Below are 14,730 nucleotides of genomic sequence, written 5' to 3'. Positions count from 1 at the left end.
GGGCTTAGGCGCGTGTCAGGCTGACTCACCCGGCGGAGAGACCTAGGCTCACCACGATGCAACCGAGAGTCACAGCGATACTTGTCGCCCGAAATGGGGCCGACTATCTCGAGCGAACCCTCGCGGCGCTCGACCGGCAGACGCGCCGCCCCGATTCGACGATCCTCACCGACGACGCCTCGGCAGACGCTTCCGCGTCGATGCTCGCGCAGGCGGGCGCCACGACCTTCGTGCCGATGGGCGGCCACCGCAGCTTCGGCTCGGCCGTGGCCAACGCCATCCAGGTCGCAGGTCCGAGCGGCGACGACGACAACTGGCTCTGGCTGCTCGCGCACGACAACGCCCCGGCGCCCGGCGCCCTCGCCGCCCTCCTCGGCGCGGTCGAGATCGCCCCGTCGGTCGCGGTGGCCGGCCCGAAGCTGATGCGCTGGCAGACGAGCGACGTCATCGAGTCGTACGGCGAGACGATCACGCGCTTCGGCGCATCCGTCTCCCTCGTCACGGGGGAGCTCGACCAGGCCCAGCACGACCGGCATAACGACATGCTCGGCGTCGCGGCGGGCGGCATGCTCGTGCGCGAGAGAGTCTGGCTCGAGCTCGGCGGATTCGACCCCGCCCTGCCCAGCGTCGACGCCGCCCTCGACTTCTGCATCCGCGTGCGTCTCGCGGGGCACCGCATCGTCGGCGTTCCCGACGCCAAGGTCGCCAGCACCGGGCCGGCAGAGAACTTCGACCGCCCCGACCTCTCGCAGCGGGCGCGCAACTCGCTGCACCGCCGTGCGCAGCTGCACCGCCGCCTGGCCTACGCGCCGGCGGCCGCGCTGCCGCTGCACTGGCTGTCGCTGCTGCCCCTCGCGATCCTGCGCTCGATCTGGCACCTCATCGGCAAGCGTCCCGGGCTCATCCCCGGAGAGTTCGCGGCCGCGGTCGCCGCGGCCTTCGACAGCGGCGTCCCCCCGGCCCGCCGGGCGCTGCGCCGCACGCGTGTGCTCGGCTGGGCGACGATCGCCACCCTGCGCCTCCCGCCTCGCGAGACGCGCGAGCTGCGTGCCAACCAACGCGCCATCCTCGCCGCGCCCGTCATCTACAGCGAGCACGCCCAGGAGTACACCCGCCCCAGCTTCCTCTCCAACGGCGGGGCCTGGGCCGTGCTCTTCGCCGCCGCCGTCGGAGCCGTCGCGTTCGGCTCTCTGTTCGGCGCGGCCGCGGTCAGCGGCGGCGCGCTCGCCCCCCTCAGCCGCACGGCCGGCGAGCTGTGGGCGAACGTGGGCTTCGGATGGCGGGACATCGGGGGCGGTTTCGAGGGCGCCGCCGACCCGTTCGCCCTCGTGCTCGCGCTCCTCGGAAGCCTGACCTTCTGGGCGCCGTCGCAGAGCGTCGTCGTGCTGTACTTCGCCGCGCTGCCGCTCGCGGCCCTCGGCGCATGGTGGTGCGCCGCCCGATTCTCCGAACGCGGCTGGGCGCCCGCCATCGCCGCGGTGCTGTGGTCGCTCGCGCCGCCCTTCCTCACCGCGCTGGGCGGCGGACACCTGGGTGCCGTCGTCGCCCACCTCCTGCTGCCGTGGGTGGTACTCACGCTCGTGAATGCGGCGCGCAGCTGGGCGGCGTCGGCGGCCTGCGCCCTGCTCTTCGCGGCCACGATCGCCGCCGCCCCCTCGCTCGCGCCCGCCCTGCTGCTCGGCTGGCTGGCGTGGATGATCGCCCGGCCGAAGAGCATCCACCGGCTGATCGGCATCGTGATCCCGGCGGCCGTCATGTTCGCGCCGATCGCCGTGCAGCAGGTGATCCGAGGCAACCCGCTCGGCCTCCTCGCCGACCCCGGCGTCCCGGTGATCGACGGCACGGCGTCGGGCTGGCAGCTCGCGCTCGGCTCGCCGGTCAACGGCTACAACGGCTGGAGCGCGGTCACCGCCTCCCTCGGCTGGCACGAGCTGTCGGCGCCCGTCGTCGTCGCGAGCCTCCTCGCGCCGCTCGCCGTGCTCGCGCTGCTCGCCCTCTTCCTGCCCGGTTCGCGCCGAGCCGTGCCCGCCATGGTCGTCGCCCTGCTCGGCTTCGCCACCGCGGTCGCCGCAGCGCACGTGCACGTGACCGCCGTGGGCGAGGCCACGACGTCCGTCTGGCCCGGCGCAGGACTCAGCCTGTTCTGGCTCGGGCTCATCGGCGCGGTCGCGGTCGCGCTCGAGGCTCTGGGGCGCGGCGTCGTGATCCCGGCCCTGCTGGTCGCCGCGGCATCCGCGGTCCTCGCCGGTCCGCTGCTGGCCGCGCCGCTGCTCGGCACGAGCGCCGTCGCCGCGAGCTCCGGCCGCACCCTGCCCGCGTTCGTCTCCGCCGAGGCAGCGACCGACCCGCGCCTGGGCACCCTGATGATCTCCGCCCAACCCGGCGGATCCATCGCCGCGACCCTCTACCGCGGTCAGGGCTCGAGCCTCGACACCCAGTCGACGCTCGCCGCCACCAACCCCGAGGCGACCGACGCGCAGGTGCGCCTCGCGACCCTCGCCGGCAACCTCGCTTCGAAGAGCGGCTACGACAGCGCCAAGGAGCTGCAGGAGCTGCACATCGGTTTCGTGCTGGCCCCGGATGCCACGGGCGTCGCGGCGACGGACGTGCGCAAACGCGCGGGGGAGGCCCTCGACGGCAACGCCGAGCTGACCGCCATCGGCGAGACATCCACCGGCTACCTGTGGCGGTTCGACGCCCTCACCGACACCACCCCGGCGACCGGTCCCGGCCCGATGTCGTCACCGCTCGGGGTCATCGTCATCCTGACGCAGAGCATCGTGCTGATCGTGACCCTGCTGCTCGCCGTGCCGACCGGCTCCCGGCGCCGCACCCGTACCAGCGCGACGGGCCCCAGCGAGCCCGCGTCGACGTTCGAGGAGGACGACAATGTCTGAGCCGATCGAACCGATCCAGCCGGTGGGCGACGACTACGAGGTCGAGGAGACCCCCGCCGCGAAGCCCAAGCGCACCGTGCGCGGTGCGGCGATCGTCGGCGTGCGCGTCGTCGCGGGCACGGTCGGCCTTGGCGTCGCCCTCGCGGCCATCGCCGGGGCCGCGTTCCTGCCGATCCCCACGCTGACCAAGGCACCGCCCTCGGTCGAGGTGACCCCGGTGCCCACCGCACAGCAGCTCGTCTGCCCCGGCTCGCTGCTGCGGCTCGGCGACGAGACCGGGCAGGCCGCCACGACATCGTCGGCGATCGGCGCCGCCGCCGTGCGCTACGACTCGACGCGAGGCACCGTCACCGCCGCGCCGTTCGACCAGTCGGATGCCGGCACGGGAGGCAGCTCGAGCGCGCCGCTGCTCATCAGCTCGCCGGCGGGCGACGGCGGCGACGAGGACTCCGACGACCCCCTGCTCGTCTCCGGTGCCCAGTCGCAGACCGCCGACTCGGCCGAGTTCGGCGGGCTCGCCGCCACAGACTGCGCGGGAGTGTCGACGGAGACCTGGCTCGTGGGCGGTGCGACCTCGGTCGGACGCACCACGCTCGTCACCCTCGCCAACCCGAGCGACACGATCTCCACGGTCTCGCTCGGCATCCACTCCGACCTCGGCAAGGTCTCGGCCCCCGGCGCCACCGGGATCGTCGTGCAGCCGCACGGACAACGCGTGCTCTCGCTCGCCGGCTTCGCCCCCGACGTCGAGTCGCCGGTCGTGCAGGTGGTGAGCCGAGGCGGCCAGATCGTGGCCAACCTGCAGCAGGCGACCGTGCGCGGGCTCGAGGCCGGCGGTGTCGACATCGTGGGCCGCGCGGCGACCCCCGCGCTGACGCAGGTCATCCCGGGCATCGTCGTCGCGGGCAGCGCGGATCTCTCCGCCCGGCTCGGCGAGGCCGGCTTCGGCGACCTCGCGACCGTGGTACGGGTGTTCGTACCAGGCGACGAGGGGACCACCGCCGAGGTCAGCGTCGTCAACGACGACGGCACCCCGACCGGGGCGTCGTTCTCGATCGAGCTCGACGCCGGCACGGTGCAGGACCTCCCCGTCGACGGACTGGTCGACGGAACCTACGCCGTCACCGTGACGACGTCGCAGCCCGTGGTCGCGAGCGTCAGGGTGTCGACGGTCGCGGCGCCCGTGCTCGACGCCGAGGGCACGCCGTCCGGCGGGCCCAGCGACTTCGCCTGGCTCGCGGGTGTCGAGATGCTCGAGGACTCCGCGCTCGTGACCGTCGCCTCCGGCCCTCAGCCGCGAGTGCACCTCTTCAACCCCACCGACGAGGAGGCCGTCGTCACCGTGGCCGAGATCGACGGCGACGAGCTGACCGTGACGGTGCCGGCCCAGGGATCGGCCGAGACGGCCGTGAACCCGGGGTCCACCTACCAGCTCGACGGCTTCGACAGCCTCTACGCCTCCGTCAGCTTCTCGGGCGGTGCCCAGATCGCCGGCTACGGCGTGCAGCCGCCCGCGCTCAACGCCGGCGCCATCACCGTCTACCCGTGAATGGGGCGGCCGGCGCCCGCGCCGGCTAGTGGTCGCGGAAGCGGTCGGGCGCGAGGTCCCACGGGTCTTTGCCGAGCAGCTCGGCGACGGCGCGGAACACGCACGTCTCGATCATCATCCTGCGGTGCAGCTCGTCGTGGCGGTGCAGGTGCGACAGGCGCTCGATCGGCAGCCGGTACAGCACGACGCGGTGCTCGCTGGGGAACACCCGCCAGCGGTCGACGCCGGGGGAGGAGCCGAGCTCGGCCGGCATCGCGGCGACCTCGAATATCACGTTGGCGAGTTCCTGCGGCCAGACGTCTTTGAGGTACTCGGCCGTCGACGCGATGGTCATGTCGAAGAGGTCGGCGCGGCTGCGCAGCGACGGCAGGTGCGGTCCGGTGACGGCGGCGCGGATGCCACGTCCGTGCCGGTCGCGCGATCGACCGCGCGCCGAGGCGGGGATGCTGCTCCTTCGCGATCTGACCATCCGTCCAGTGTATTGCGGCGGCGGGATACGCGGATGTCCCCGCATGGTTCTAGGCTGGGGTCACGATGAGCGGTAGACCGTGCAGCAAGGTGGCCTGCAACCAGGGTGCAGAAGCGACTCTCACGTACGTGTACGCGGATTCGATGGCCGTCCTCGGCCCGCTCAGCCAGAAGGCCGAGCCGCACAGCTACGACCTGTGCGCGCGTCACGCCGAGCGGCTGTCGGTGCCTCAGGGGTGGCAGGTTATTCGTCATGTAGTTTTGGGAACGTGAATTCCTCCCCGATCGACCTGACCCAGTTCGTCAAGACCTACGACGTGCGAGGCCTCGTCGGCACGCAGCTCACGAGCGAGGTAGTAGCGGCCCTCGCCGCCGGCTTCGTCGACGAGATCGGTGCGGCCGGGTCGGACGTCGTCGTCGGGCACGACATGCGCGACTCGTCGCCCGAGTTCGCGGCGGCCTTCGCCCGCGGCGCCCAGGCCCGCGGCGCCAACGTCGTCTCCATCGGCCTCTGCTCGACCGACGAGACCTACTTCGCCTCCGGATCGCTGAACGCCCCCGCCGCCATGTTCACGGCCTCGCACAACCCCGCCACCTACAACGGCATCAAGTTCAGCCGTGCGGGCGCCCAGGGCATCAGCCTCAACACCGGCCTCGCCGCGATCCGCGACCGCGCGGCCGCCTTCCTCGCCGACGGGATCGAAAACGTCGCTACGGCAGGCTCCTTCCGCGAGACCGACGTGCTCGCGGAGTACGCCGCCTACCTCCGCAAGCTCGTCGACCTCCGTGGCATCCGCCCCATCCGCGTCGTGGTCGACGCCGGCAACGGCATGGGCGGGCTGACGGTGCCCGCCGTGCTCTCGACCGCCGCCGGCCTCGACGCCCTGCCCATCGAGATCATCCCGATGTACTTCGATCTCGACGGCACGTTCCCCAACCACGAGGCCAACCCGCTGGAACCGGCCAACATCGTCGACCTGCAGAAGGCCGTCGTCGAGCACGGCGCCGACCTCGGACTCGCGTTCGACGGAGACGCCGACCGCTGCTTCGTCGTAGACGAGCTCGGCAACCCGGTGACCCCCTCGGCCGTCGCCGCCATCGTGGCGCTGCGCGAGATCACCCGGGTGCGGGCGCTCGAACCCGACCTCGACATCATCGTGCTGCACAACCTGATCACGTCGCTGATCGTGCCCGAGACGATCGAGGCGGCGGGGGCCACCGCGATCCGCACCAACGTCGGGCACTCGCTCATCAAAGACCAGATGAAGGCGACCGGCGCCATCTTCGGCGGCGAGCACTCGGCGCACTACTATTTCCGCGACTTCTGGGGCGCAGACAACGGCATGCTCGCCGCCATGCACCTGCTCGCGGAGTTCGGCCACCAGGACGCCCCGCTGAGCGAGTTCGCGGCCCAGTACGACCCCTACTTCCTCAGCGGCGAGATCAACTCGACCGTGACCGACGTGCCCGCCGCCTACGACCGCATCGTGACCGCCTACTCCAACGTGGGCGAGTTCGACGAGCTCGACGGGCTCACGGTCACCGGCACCGACGAGCCGTTCTGGTGGTTCAACGTGCGCCCCTCGAACACCGAGCCGCTGCTGCGCCTCAACGTCGAGGCCGGCACGCGGAAGAAGATGGAAGAGGTCCGCGACGCCGTTCTGGCGCTCATCCGCGAGTAGCGGGGGCGGGTCCGAATCTGCGGGCCCTGATCTGTGGGCCCGGGTGCGACAATGGTGCAATGTCGATCGCGCCCGTAACCACCGCCCTGCCCTTCAAGGTCGCCGACCTCAGCCTCGCCGAGGCCGGCCGCCACCAGTTCCGCCTCGCCGAGAACGAGATGCCCGGCCTGATGGCCCTCCGCGAGGAGTTCGGCGCGAGCCAGCCGCTCAAGGGCGCGCGCATCGCCGGCAGCCTGCACATGACCGTGCAGACCGGCGTGCTCATCGAGACCCTCGTCGCGCTCGGCGCGCAGGTGCGCTGGGCCAGCTGCAACATCTTCTCCACCCAGAACGAGGCCGCCGCCGCGGTCGCCGTCGGTCCGGACGGCACCGTCGAGAACCCCGCCGGCGTTCCGGTCTTCGCCTGGAAGGGCGAGACCCTCGAGGAGTACTGGTGGTGCACCAGCCAGATCTTCGACTGGAGCGCAGAGGCCGCCGCGGCCGGCGAGCAGTGGGCCGGCCCCAACATGATCCTTGACGACGGCGGCGACGCGACGATCCTCGTGCACAAGGGCCGCGAGGTCGAGCTCGCCGGCGCTGTCCCGGATGCCACTGACGCCGACTCCCACGAGTGGACCGTCATCCTCGACACCCTGCGCTCCTCGCTCGCCGCGAGCCCCGACCGCTGGACGAAGATCGCCGCCGAGATCAAGGGCGTCACCGAGGAGACCACGACCGGCGTGCACCGCCTGTACGAGCTCGCGCAGAAGGGCGACCTGCAGTTCGCCGCGATCAATGTGAACGACTCGGTCACCAAGAGCAAGTTCGACAACAAGTACGGCATCCGCCACTCCCTGCCCGACGGCCTCAACCGCGCGACCGACGTGCTGATCGGCGGCAAGGTCGTGTTCGTCGTCGGCTACGGCGACGTCGGCAAGGGCGCCGCGGAGGCCCTCAAGGGCCAGGGCGCGCGCGTCATCGTCTCCGAGGTCGACCCGATCAACGCCCTGCAGGCGGCGATGGACGGATTCCAGGTCACCACGATCGAGAGCGTGCTCGACCAGGTCGACATCTTCGTCACCGGTACCGGCAACGAGAACGTCATCACCGTCGACCACATCCTCGGAATGAAGCACCTCGCGATCGTCTCCAACGTCGGCCACTTCGACAATGAGATCGACATCGCCGGCCTCGAGAAGCTCGCCGGCACCGAGAAGATCGAGATCAAGCCGCAGGTTCACGAGTGGCGCCTGCCCAGCGGACGCAGCGTGCTGGTCTTGAGCGAGGGCCGTCTGATGAACCTCGGCAATGCCACGGGGCATCCGTCGTTCGTCATGAGCGCCTCGTTCACCAACCAGGTCCTCGCCCAGATCGAGCTGTGGGTGCGCGGCGAAGAGTACGGCGTCGACGTGCACGTGCTGCCGAAGCACCTCGACGAGAAGGTCGCCCGTCTGCACCTCGACGCGCTGGGCGTGAAGCTCACGACCCTCACGCCCGAGCAGGCCGCCTACATCGGCGTGCCCGTCGGCGGACCGTACAAGGTCGACCACTACCGCTACTAGCGCCGGCCGGCCGCGACGGAACAGCCGCGGGCAGCCGACGGACGGGGCGGATGCGACCGGGGCGACGCGGCCGGGCTCAGCGCTCGGGAAAGCCGTTCGGCAGCCCGGTGAGCACGGGCGCGAGCCGCTCGAGCCCTCGGGCCTCGAGCTGCAGGGCGGTGAAGTCCCGTTCGCGGCGCACGGCCGCGACCCCGGCGAGGAACAGCTCCGGATCGACGGCGGGCAGCGGCGACACGAACGGCGAGACCTCGATCGCGAGGTCGCGCGCGACCCGCACGCGGGTGTCCGGCGTCAGCTGCCCTGCCTGGGCCAGATACTGGCTGATGCGGCGCGACAGCCGGTCGGGCATGCGCGCCACGTCGGCGGTCAGCGCCCACTGGGCGAGCTGCACGGGCACGCCGTACACGGGCTTGACGACGCGCGACACCCGCTCGTACTGGCTGTAGGTGCCGGCGAGCAGGTCGCCGAGGCGCTTCGAGCGTGAGTTGAGCAGCGACACCGCGATCGCGATGCCGCCGAACGTGAGGTAGATCTCGAGCACGCCGGTGAGCGCACGGATGAACGCGTGCCTGAACCCGATCGCCCCGCCGTCGTCGCGCACGATGCGCGCGCCGACCGCGAGCTTGCCGAGCGACTTGCCGCGCGTCAGCAGCTCGACGGTGATCGGCGCGACCACGATCGCCACGACGAGCAGCGCGATCGCGACCGCGGCCACGAGCGCGTCGTCGAGCTGCAGGCTGTCGATGAGCACGGGCAGCAGCAGGAGGATGCCGAGCACGTAGAGCCCGAAGTAGGTGAGCCAGTCGATCATCGCGCCTGCGCCGCGCAGGACGAAGCTGGCGGTGCGCAGGTCGAGCGCTACGGCCTCGCCGGTGACGATCGTGTCGTCGAATTCGGCGAAGGACTCGGGCAGCGACGTGGTCGGGGAGACGACGCGCGACGACGCGCGGGCGGACTGGTCGATCGCGGGAGGGCGCGGCATGTCATCATTTAAGCAGATGGACCTCGACGCCTACGCCGCCGCTCACCGCGAAGAATGGGACCGCCTCGCCCAATTGGGCAAGAAGCACCACTTCACGGGCCCCGAGGCGGACGAGCTCATCGACCGTTACCAGTCGGGCGCGACGCAGCTCTCGGCGATCAAGACCACGACGGGGCAGTCGACGCAGGGCGATCGGCTCTCGCTCTACCTCTCGACCGCCAGGCAGCGGTTCACGGGAACCTCGAGCAACGTCCTCGCCCAGCTGGCGCGTTTCTTCGTCCTCCAACTGCCGGCGGCGCTGTACCGCATCCGCTGGCTGAGCCTCGCCGTCACCGCCGCGAGCCTCGGCATCGGCGCCCTCTACGCGCTGTGGGCGATGTCCGATCCGCAGGTGCTCGCCACCATGGGCGACACCAGCCAGCTCGAGCAGTACGCGAAGGAGGACTTCGTGAACTACTACTCGAACTACGCCGAGGGGTCGTTCGCCGCCCAGGTCTGGACGAACAACGCATGGCTCGCAGCCCAGTGCGTCGCCTTCGGGGTCGTCGGCTTCTATGCTCCGTACCTGCTCTTCACCAACGCCCAGCAGATCGGCCTCACCGCGGCCGTGATGGAGAGCCACGACCGCCTCGACGTGTTCTTCCTATACATCGCCCCGCACGGCCAGCTCGAGCTGTACTCGATCTTCGTTGCCGGCGCGGCGGGCATGCGCATCGCCTGGTCGTGGATGGCGCCGGGTGCCCGCACGCGCGGCCAGGCGCTGGCCGAAGACGGGCGCGCCCTGTTCGCCGTCGCGATCGGACTCGTCCTCTCGCTGCTCGTCTCCGGGCTGATCGAGGGCAACGTCACCCGGCAGGACTGGCCGTGGGCGGTCAAGATCGGCATCGGCACGGTGGCGCTCGCCGCCTTCCTCGCCTACCAGTGGATCCAGGGCCGGCGTGCATTCCGCGCGGGCCAGACCGGCGACCTCGACGAGTTCGAGGCCGGTGCGAAGCAGCTCATCGCCGGCTGACCCAAGGGTGCCCTTATTTTTAGTCGTTCACGATAATGGCTAGTGTGGGCGGATGCCGCAGAGCTTCGAACCCGAACTCCGCACCGCCGGTCTCAGAGTCACCGCGGGGCGGGTCGCGCTGCTCTCCGCCCTCGAGTCCGCGCCGCACAGCGACGCCGTCGCCCTGCATCGCCGGCTCGTCGCGGCCGACGCGACCACGAGCATCCAGTCGGTGCACAACGTCCTCTCCGACCTCACGGCCGCGGGTCTTCTCCGCAGGATCGAGCCGGCGAACTCCGCGGCACGGTACGAGCTCCGCGTCGGAGACAACCACCACCACATCGTCTGCACCTCGTGCGGCGCCGTGGCCGACGTCGACTGCGTCGTCGGCCACGCGCCCTGCCTCACCCCATCCGACACGGCCGGCTTCACCCTCGCCACGGCCGAAGTGACTTTCTGGGGCCTCTGTGCCGACTGCCAGCGCGATGACAGCCAGCGTGCTGACAGCCAGCGCGCTGACGGCCGGCACAGCGCCCCCTTCCCGCACGACACACCACCGGCAACACCTAAGGAGATCCATGACTGACCAGTACACGACGAGCCAGACCGGTTCCGCAGTCCCGAGCGACGCCCACTCCCTCACCGCGGGCAACGACGGCGTCACAGCCCTGCACGACCGCTACCTCGTCGAGAAGCTGGCCCAGTTCAACCGCGAGCGCATCCCGGAGCGCATCGTGCACGCCAAGGGCGGCGGCGCCCACGGCGAGTTCGTCGTGACCGAGGACGTCTCGGCCTACACACGCGCGGCCGTCTTCCAGCCCGGCGCGACCACCTCGACGCTGCAGCGCTTCTCCAGCGTCGCCGGCGAGCAGGGCTCGCCCGACACCTGGCGCGACGTGCGCGGCTTCTCGGTGAAGTTCTACACCTCCGAGGGCAACTACGACATCGTCGGCAACAACACCCCGGTGTTCTTCATCCGCGATGGGATCAAGTTCCCCGACTTCATCCACTCGCAGAAGCGCCTGCCCGGCTCCGGCCTGCGCGACGCCGACATGCAGTGGGACTTCTGGACCCTCTCGCCCGAGAGCGCCCACCAGGTCACCTACCTCATGGGTGACCGCGGCCTGCCGCGTTCGTGGCGCCAGATGCCCGGCTTCGGCTCGCACACCTACCAGTGGATCAACGCCGCGGGCGAGCGCTTCTGGGTGAAGTACCACTTCACGTCGAACCAGGGGAACATCGAGATGGGCGGCGCCGAGGCGCAGGAGATCGCCGGTGCCGACGCCGACTACTACCGCCGCGACCTCTACGAGGCCATCGCCGCCGGCGACTTCCCCTCGTGGGACGTGCACGTGCAGGTCATGCCCTACGCCGACGCGAAGTCGTACCGCTTCAACCCGTTCGACCTGACGAAGGTCTGGCCGCACGCGGACTACCCGCTGATCAAGGTCGGCACCCACACGCTCAACCGCAACCCGGAGAACTTCTTCGCCGAGATCGAGCAGGCGGCGTTCTCGCCCGCGAACACGGTTCCGGGCATCGACATCAGCCCCGACAAGATGCTCATGGCGCGCGTGTTCTCGTACCCCGACGCGCAGCGCTACCGCGTCGGCACGAACTACAACGAGCTGCCCGTGAACGCGCCGAAGTCGCCCGTGCACAACTACTCGCAGGACGGCGCTGCCCGCCACGGCTTCAAGCCCGCGACGGCTCCCGTCTACGCGCCGAACTCCTTCGGCGGTCCCGTGGCCGACCCGGCCATCGCCGGCGCAGGCAGCTGGGAGTCCGACGGAGAGCTCGTGCGCTCGGCGGCCACGCTGCACACCGAGGACTCCGACTTCGGCCAGGCGGGAACGCTCTACCGCGAGGTCTACGACGACGCGGCCAAGGCGCGCTTCCTCGAGACCATCACGGGAGCAGTCGGCGGCACCACCGTGCCCGAGATCCGCGAGCGCGCCATCCAGTACTGGACCAACGTCGACGCGACCCTCGGCGCGGCACTCCGCTCGAACCTCGCCACGCCCGGCGAGACCCCGAACGAGGTCGCCGAGCCCGTGGGAACCGGTCCGGCCGCGTAACAGCACCGATCGAGCAGCAGCACTCAACGAGCAGCAGCACTGAAAACGAAGGACTTGCCGCTCCGTGCGGCCCGTGAACACAGGTTCAACGGGTGCACGGGCGTCAAGTCCTTCGTTTACGGTCGGGCCGCGACACCGGGCCCAGCGCACGCACCGGGCGCTCGCGCACGCACCGGGCACTCCACCGGGCGCGCGGCTACAGCCGGCCGGCGGCCTTGAGCGCTATGTACCGGTCGGCGAGGGCGGGCGGCAGGTCGGCGGGCGCGCCCGTGACGACCTCGGCTCCGAGCTGACGGATGGCGGCCGACACGCGTGCCATGTCGAGCAGGGCCCGTTCGCCGGCGGCCGCCCGGTACACCTCCGCGCGGTCCGCCCGTTGGCGGGTCGCCTCGATCACGGTCGGGTCGACGACGCTCGACACGAGCACGGTGTGCCTGCGGGTGAGCTGCGGCAGCACCGTGAGCAGGCCGCGGGAGGCGCCCGGCGCGTCGATCGAGGTGGCGAGCACGACGAGGGCGCGTTGCGACGTGACGGAGCGCACGAGGGCCGGCACCGCGCTCCAGTCCATCTCGATGAGCTCCGGTTCGACCGGGGCCATCGTCGTGACCATCCGATTCAGCAGATCGGCGCCGCTGGCGCCCTGCACGCGTCCGCGCACCCGGCGGTCGAAGACGACGAGGTCGACGCGGTCGCCGGCGCGGCTGGCGAGAGCGGCGAGCAGCAGCGCCGACTCGAAGGCGGTGTCGATGCGGGGCTCGTTGTCGATGCGCGCCGCCGAGGTGCGGCCGCTGTCGACGACGATCACAACGCGGCGGTCGCGCTCCGGGCGCCAGGTGCGCACGACGAGGCCGCGGCCGGTTCCGGCGGAGAGGTCGCCGTGGCGGGCGGTCGCGCGCCAGTCGATCGAGCGCACGTCGTCGCCGCGCACGTAGTCGCGCAGGCTGTCGAACTCGGTTCCCTGCCCGCGCACCATCACGCTCGTCGCCCCGTCGAGCTCGCGCAGGCGGGCCAGCCTCGACGGCAGGTGCTTGCGGGAGTTGAACGGCGGCAGCACGGTGATCGCGCCGGGAACCACGATCGACGCCTGGCGGGCGAGCAGCCCGAGCGGCCCGAACGAGCGCAGGGTCACGTGGGCGGCGCGCCGCTCCCCGCGCCGGAACGGGGTGAGCGCTGTGACGATCGACCGGCGCTCGGCGTCCGGGACCGACACACGCTGCCGAGTGGGGGAGGCCGCCGCGGAGGGCGGCCAGCCGTCACGCACGACCGCGCGCATCCGCCGCCCGCTCTGGTTGGTGAGGAACAGGGTCGCCTCGACGCGCTCGCCCAGGCGCACCGGCCCCGGCAGCGCCCGGTCGAGGCGGATGCGGCGGGGAGAGGCGGCCAGCACCAGGTCGAACCCGGCGAGCAGCACGCAGAAGGCGAGCCACAGGTAGAGCGCGGAGGGGTCGGCGAACACCACGACCGGCACGATGCCGGCCGCGATCAGGAGAACGAACCTGCCGCTAATGGCCATGAGGCGCGATCCTTCTTGCTCTGCCGGGGGTGCGCACTAGATCGGCACCTGCACCTGCTGCATGATCGAGCGCAGGATCACGTCGGCCGAGACGCCCTCGAGCTCGGCCTCGGGGCGCAGCTGCAGGCGGTGGCGCATGACCGGCAGCGCCATGGCCTGCACGTGGTCCGGGGTGATCGCGTCGAATCCGGTCAGCCACGCCCACGCCTTGGCCGCGGAGAGCAGTGCCGTGGTGCCGCGCGGGCTCACGCCCAGCTTGACCGAGGGGCTCTGGCGGGTGGCGCGGGCCAGGTCGACGGCGTAGCCGATGACGTCGGCCGATGCGCCGACGGATGCGGCGGCGGCCTGCGCCTGGGCGAGCTGCCCGGCGTCGAGCACCGCGGTGACGCCCGCGGACGCGAGATCACGCGGGTTGAACCCGGCCGCGTGCCGGCGGATCACCTCGACCTCGGTGTCGCGGTCGGGCAGGTCGAGCACGAGCTTGAGCATAAAGCGGTCGAGCTGCGCCTCGGGAAGCGTGTACGTGCCCTCGTACTCGATCGGGTTCATCGTGGCGGCGACCATGAACGGCACCGGCAGCGCACGGCTGAGGCCGTCGACCGAGACCTGCCGCTCCTCCATGGCCTCGAGCAGCGCCGACTGGGTCTTCGGCGGCGTGCGGTTGATCTCGTCGGCCAGCATGATGTTGGTGAACACCGGCCCGTTGCGGAATTCGAACTCGCCCGCCTTCGCGTCGTAGACGAGCGATCCGGTGACGTCGCCGGGCATGAGGTCGGGGGTGAACTGCACGCGCTTGGTGTCGAGCTTGAGCGTGTGGCTCAGGGTGCGCACGAGCAGGGTCTTCGCGACGCCGGGAACGCCCTCGAGCAGCACGTGCCCGCCGGCGAGCAGGGCGATCATCAGGCCGGTGACGGCGGCGTCCTGCCCGACCACCGACTTGCCGACCTCGTCACGCACCCGGGCGAAGGCAGCGCGCAGCTCGGTCTCTGACATCTGGTGCGTTGGTGCGTCCTGCATGCGGGCGGTGCT

Annotated in this window: 12 protein-coding genes; 8 read left to right on the top strand and 4 right to left on the bottom strand. The window is 71.3% G+C overall.

The features are described from left to right. The first annotated feature begins 56 nt into the window (after nt 1–56). Nucleotides 57–2,897 carry a glycosyltransferase family 2 protein gene (locus ABIE21_RS15060; protein ID WP_354025662.1) on the top strand — a complete coding sequence of 947 codons (2,841 nt, stop codon included), beginning with the start codon at nt 57–59 and terminating at the stop codon, nt 2,895–2,897. After that, on the top strand, nt 2,890–4,446 hold the full coding sequence (locus ABIE21_RS15055) for a DUF5719 family protein (RefSeq protein ID WP_354025661.1): 1,557 nt from the start codon (nt 2,890–2,892) through the stop codon (nt 4,444–4,446). The genes ABIE21_RS15060 and ABIE21_RS15055 overlap by 8 nt, the downstream gene beginning before the upstream one ends. Before the next feature lie 25 nt (nt 4,447–4,471). Here ABIE21_RS15055 and ABIE21_RS15050 read toward each other — a convergent pair whose 3' ends face one another. Continuing rightward, nucleotides 4,472–4,915 carry a metallopeptidase family protein gene (locus ABIE21_RS15050; RefSeq protein WP_354025660.1) on the bottom strand — a complete coding sequence of 148 codons (444 nt, stop codon included), beginning with the start codon at nt 4,913–4,915 and terminating at the stop codon, nt 4,472–4,474. A 65-nt stretch (nt 4,916–4,980) separates the two neighbouring features. Between ABIE21_RS15050 and ABIE21_RS15045 the strand changes: the two genes are divergently transcribed. Genes ABIE21_RS15045 through ahcY form a run of 3 tightly spaced genes read left to right on the top strand, consistent with a single transcriptional unit; the run spans nt 4,981 to nt 8,137 of the window. Then, a complete protein-coding gene (locus tag ABIE21_RS15045; protein ID WP_354025659.1) occupies nt 4,981–5,187 on the top strand; it encodes a DUF3499 family protein in 207 nt (68 codons plus the stop codon). Then, on the top strand, nt 5,184–6,596 hold the full coding sequence (locus ABIE21_RS15040) for a phosphomannomutase/phosphoglucomutase (protein WP_354025658.1): 1,413 nt from the start codon (nt 5,184–5,186) through the stop codon (nt 6,594–6,596). Before ABIE21_RS15045 ends, ABIE21_RS15040 begins: the two co-directional genes overlap by 4 nt. A 59-nt stretch (nt 6,597–6,655) precedes the next feature. Next, entirely contained in the window at nt 6,656–8,137 is a 1,482-nt protein-coding gene (ahcY, locus tag ABIE21_RS15035; RefSeq protein ID WP_354025657.1) for an adenosylhomocysteinase, read from the top strand. A gap of 76 nt (nt 8,138–8,213) precedes the next feature. Here the strand turns inward: ahcY and ABIE21_RS15030 are convergent, their stop codons facing one another. Next, nucleotides 8,214–9,119, bottom strand: coding sequence for an RDD family protein (locus tag ABIE21_RS15030; protein ID WP_354025656.1), 906 nt, complete (start codon nt 9,117–9,119; stop codon nt 8,214–8,216). A 16-nt stretch (nt 9,120–9,135) separates the two neighbouring features. Between ABIE21_RS15030 and ABIE21_RS15025 the strand changes: the two genes are divergently transcribed. The 3 genes from ABIE21_RS15025 to ABIE21_RS15015 are packed head-to-tail and all read left to right on the top strand — an operon-like array spanning nt 9,136 to nt 12,188. Further along, complete coding sequence (locus ABIE21_RS15025) at nt 9,136–10,131, top strand: stage II sporulation protein M (RefSeq protein WP_354025884.1); 996 nt, start codon at nt 9,136–9,138, stop codon at nt 10,129–10,131. Nucleotides 10,132–10,183: 52 nt separating this feature from the next. Then, nucleotides 10,184–10,696 carry a Fur family transcriptional regulator gene (locus ABIE21_RS15020; protein ID WP_354025655.1) on the top strand — a complete coding sequence of 171 codons (513 nt, stop codon included), beginning with the start codon at nt 10,184–10,186 and terminating at the stop codon, nt 10,694–10,696. Further along, nucleotides 10,689–12,188: a catalase gene (locus ABIE21_RS15015; protein WP_354025654.1), complete on the top strand. Its 1,500-nt coding sequence runs from the start codon at nt 10,689–10,691 to the stop codon at nt 12,186–12,188. The genes ABIE21_RS15020 and ABIE21_RS15015 overlap by 8 nt, the downstream gene beginning before the upstream one ends. 196 nt (nt 12,189–12,384) lie before the next feature. Here ABIE21_RS15015 and ABIE21_RS15010 read toward each other — a convergent pair whose 3' ends face one another. Then, nucleotides 12,385–13,701, bottom strand: coding sequence for a DUF58 domain-containing protein (locus ABIE21_RS15010; protein ID WP_354025653.1), 1,317 nt, complete (start codon nt 13,699–13,701; stop codon nt 12,385–12,387). A gap of 36 nt (nt 13,702–13,737) precedes the next feature. After that, the gene (locus ABIE21_RS15005; RefSeq protein ID WP_436232353.1) at nt 13,738–14,718 is read right to left on the bottom strand and encodes an AAA family ATPase; all 981 of its coding nucleotides are present in this window, start codon (nt 14,716–14,718) and stop codon (nt 13,738–13,740) included. Nucleotides 14,719–14,730: the final 12 nt, after the last annotated feature.

The organism is Conyzicola nivalis (assembly GCF_040548875.1).
GTDB lineage: Bacteria > Actinomycetota > Actinomycetes > Actinomycetales > Microbacteriaceae > Conyzicola > Conyzicola nivalis_A.
The sequence above is the reverse complement of the archived record's forward strand: the minus strand, read 5'-3'. Positions and strand labels throughout refer to the sequence as shown.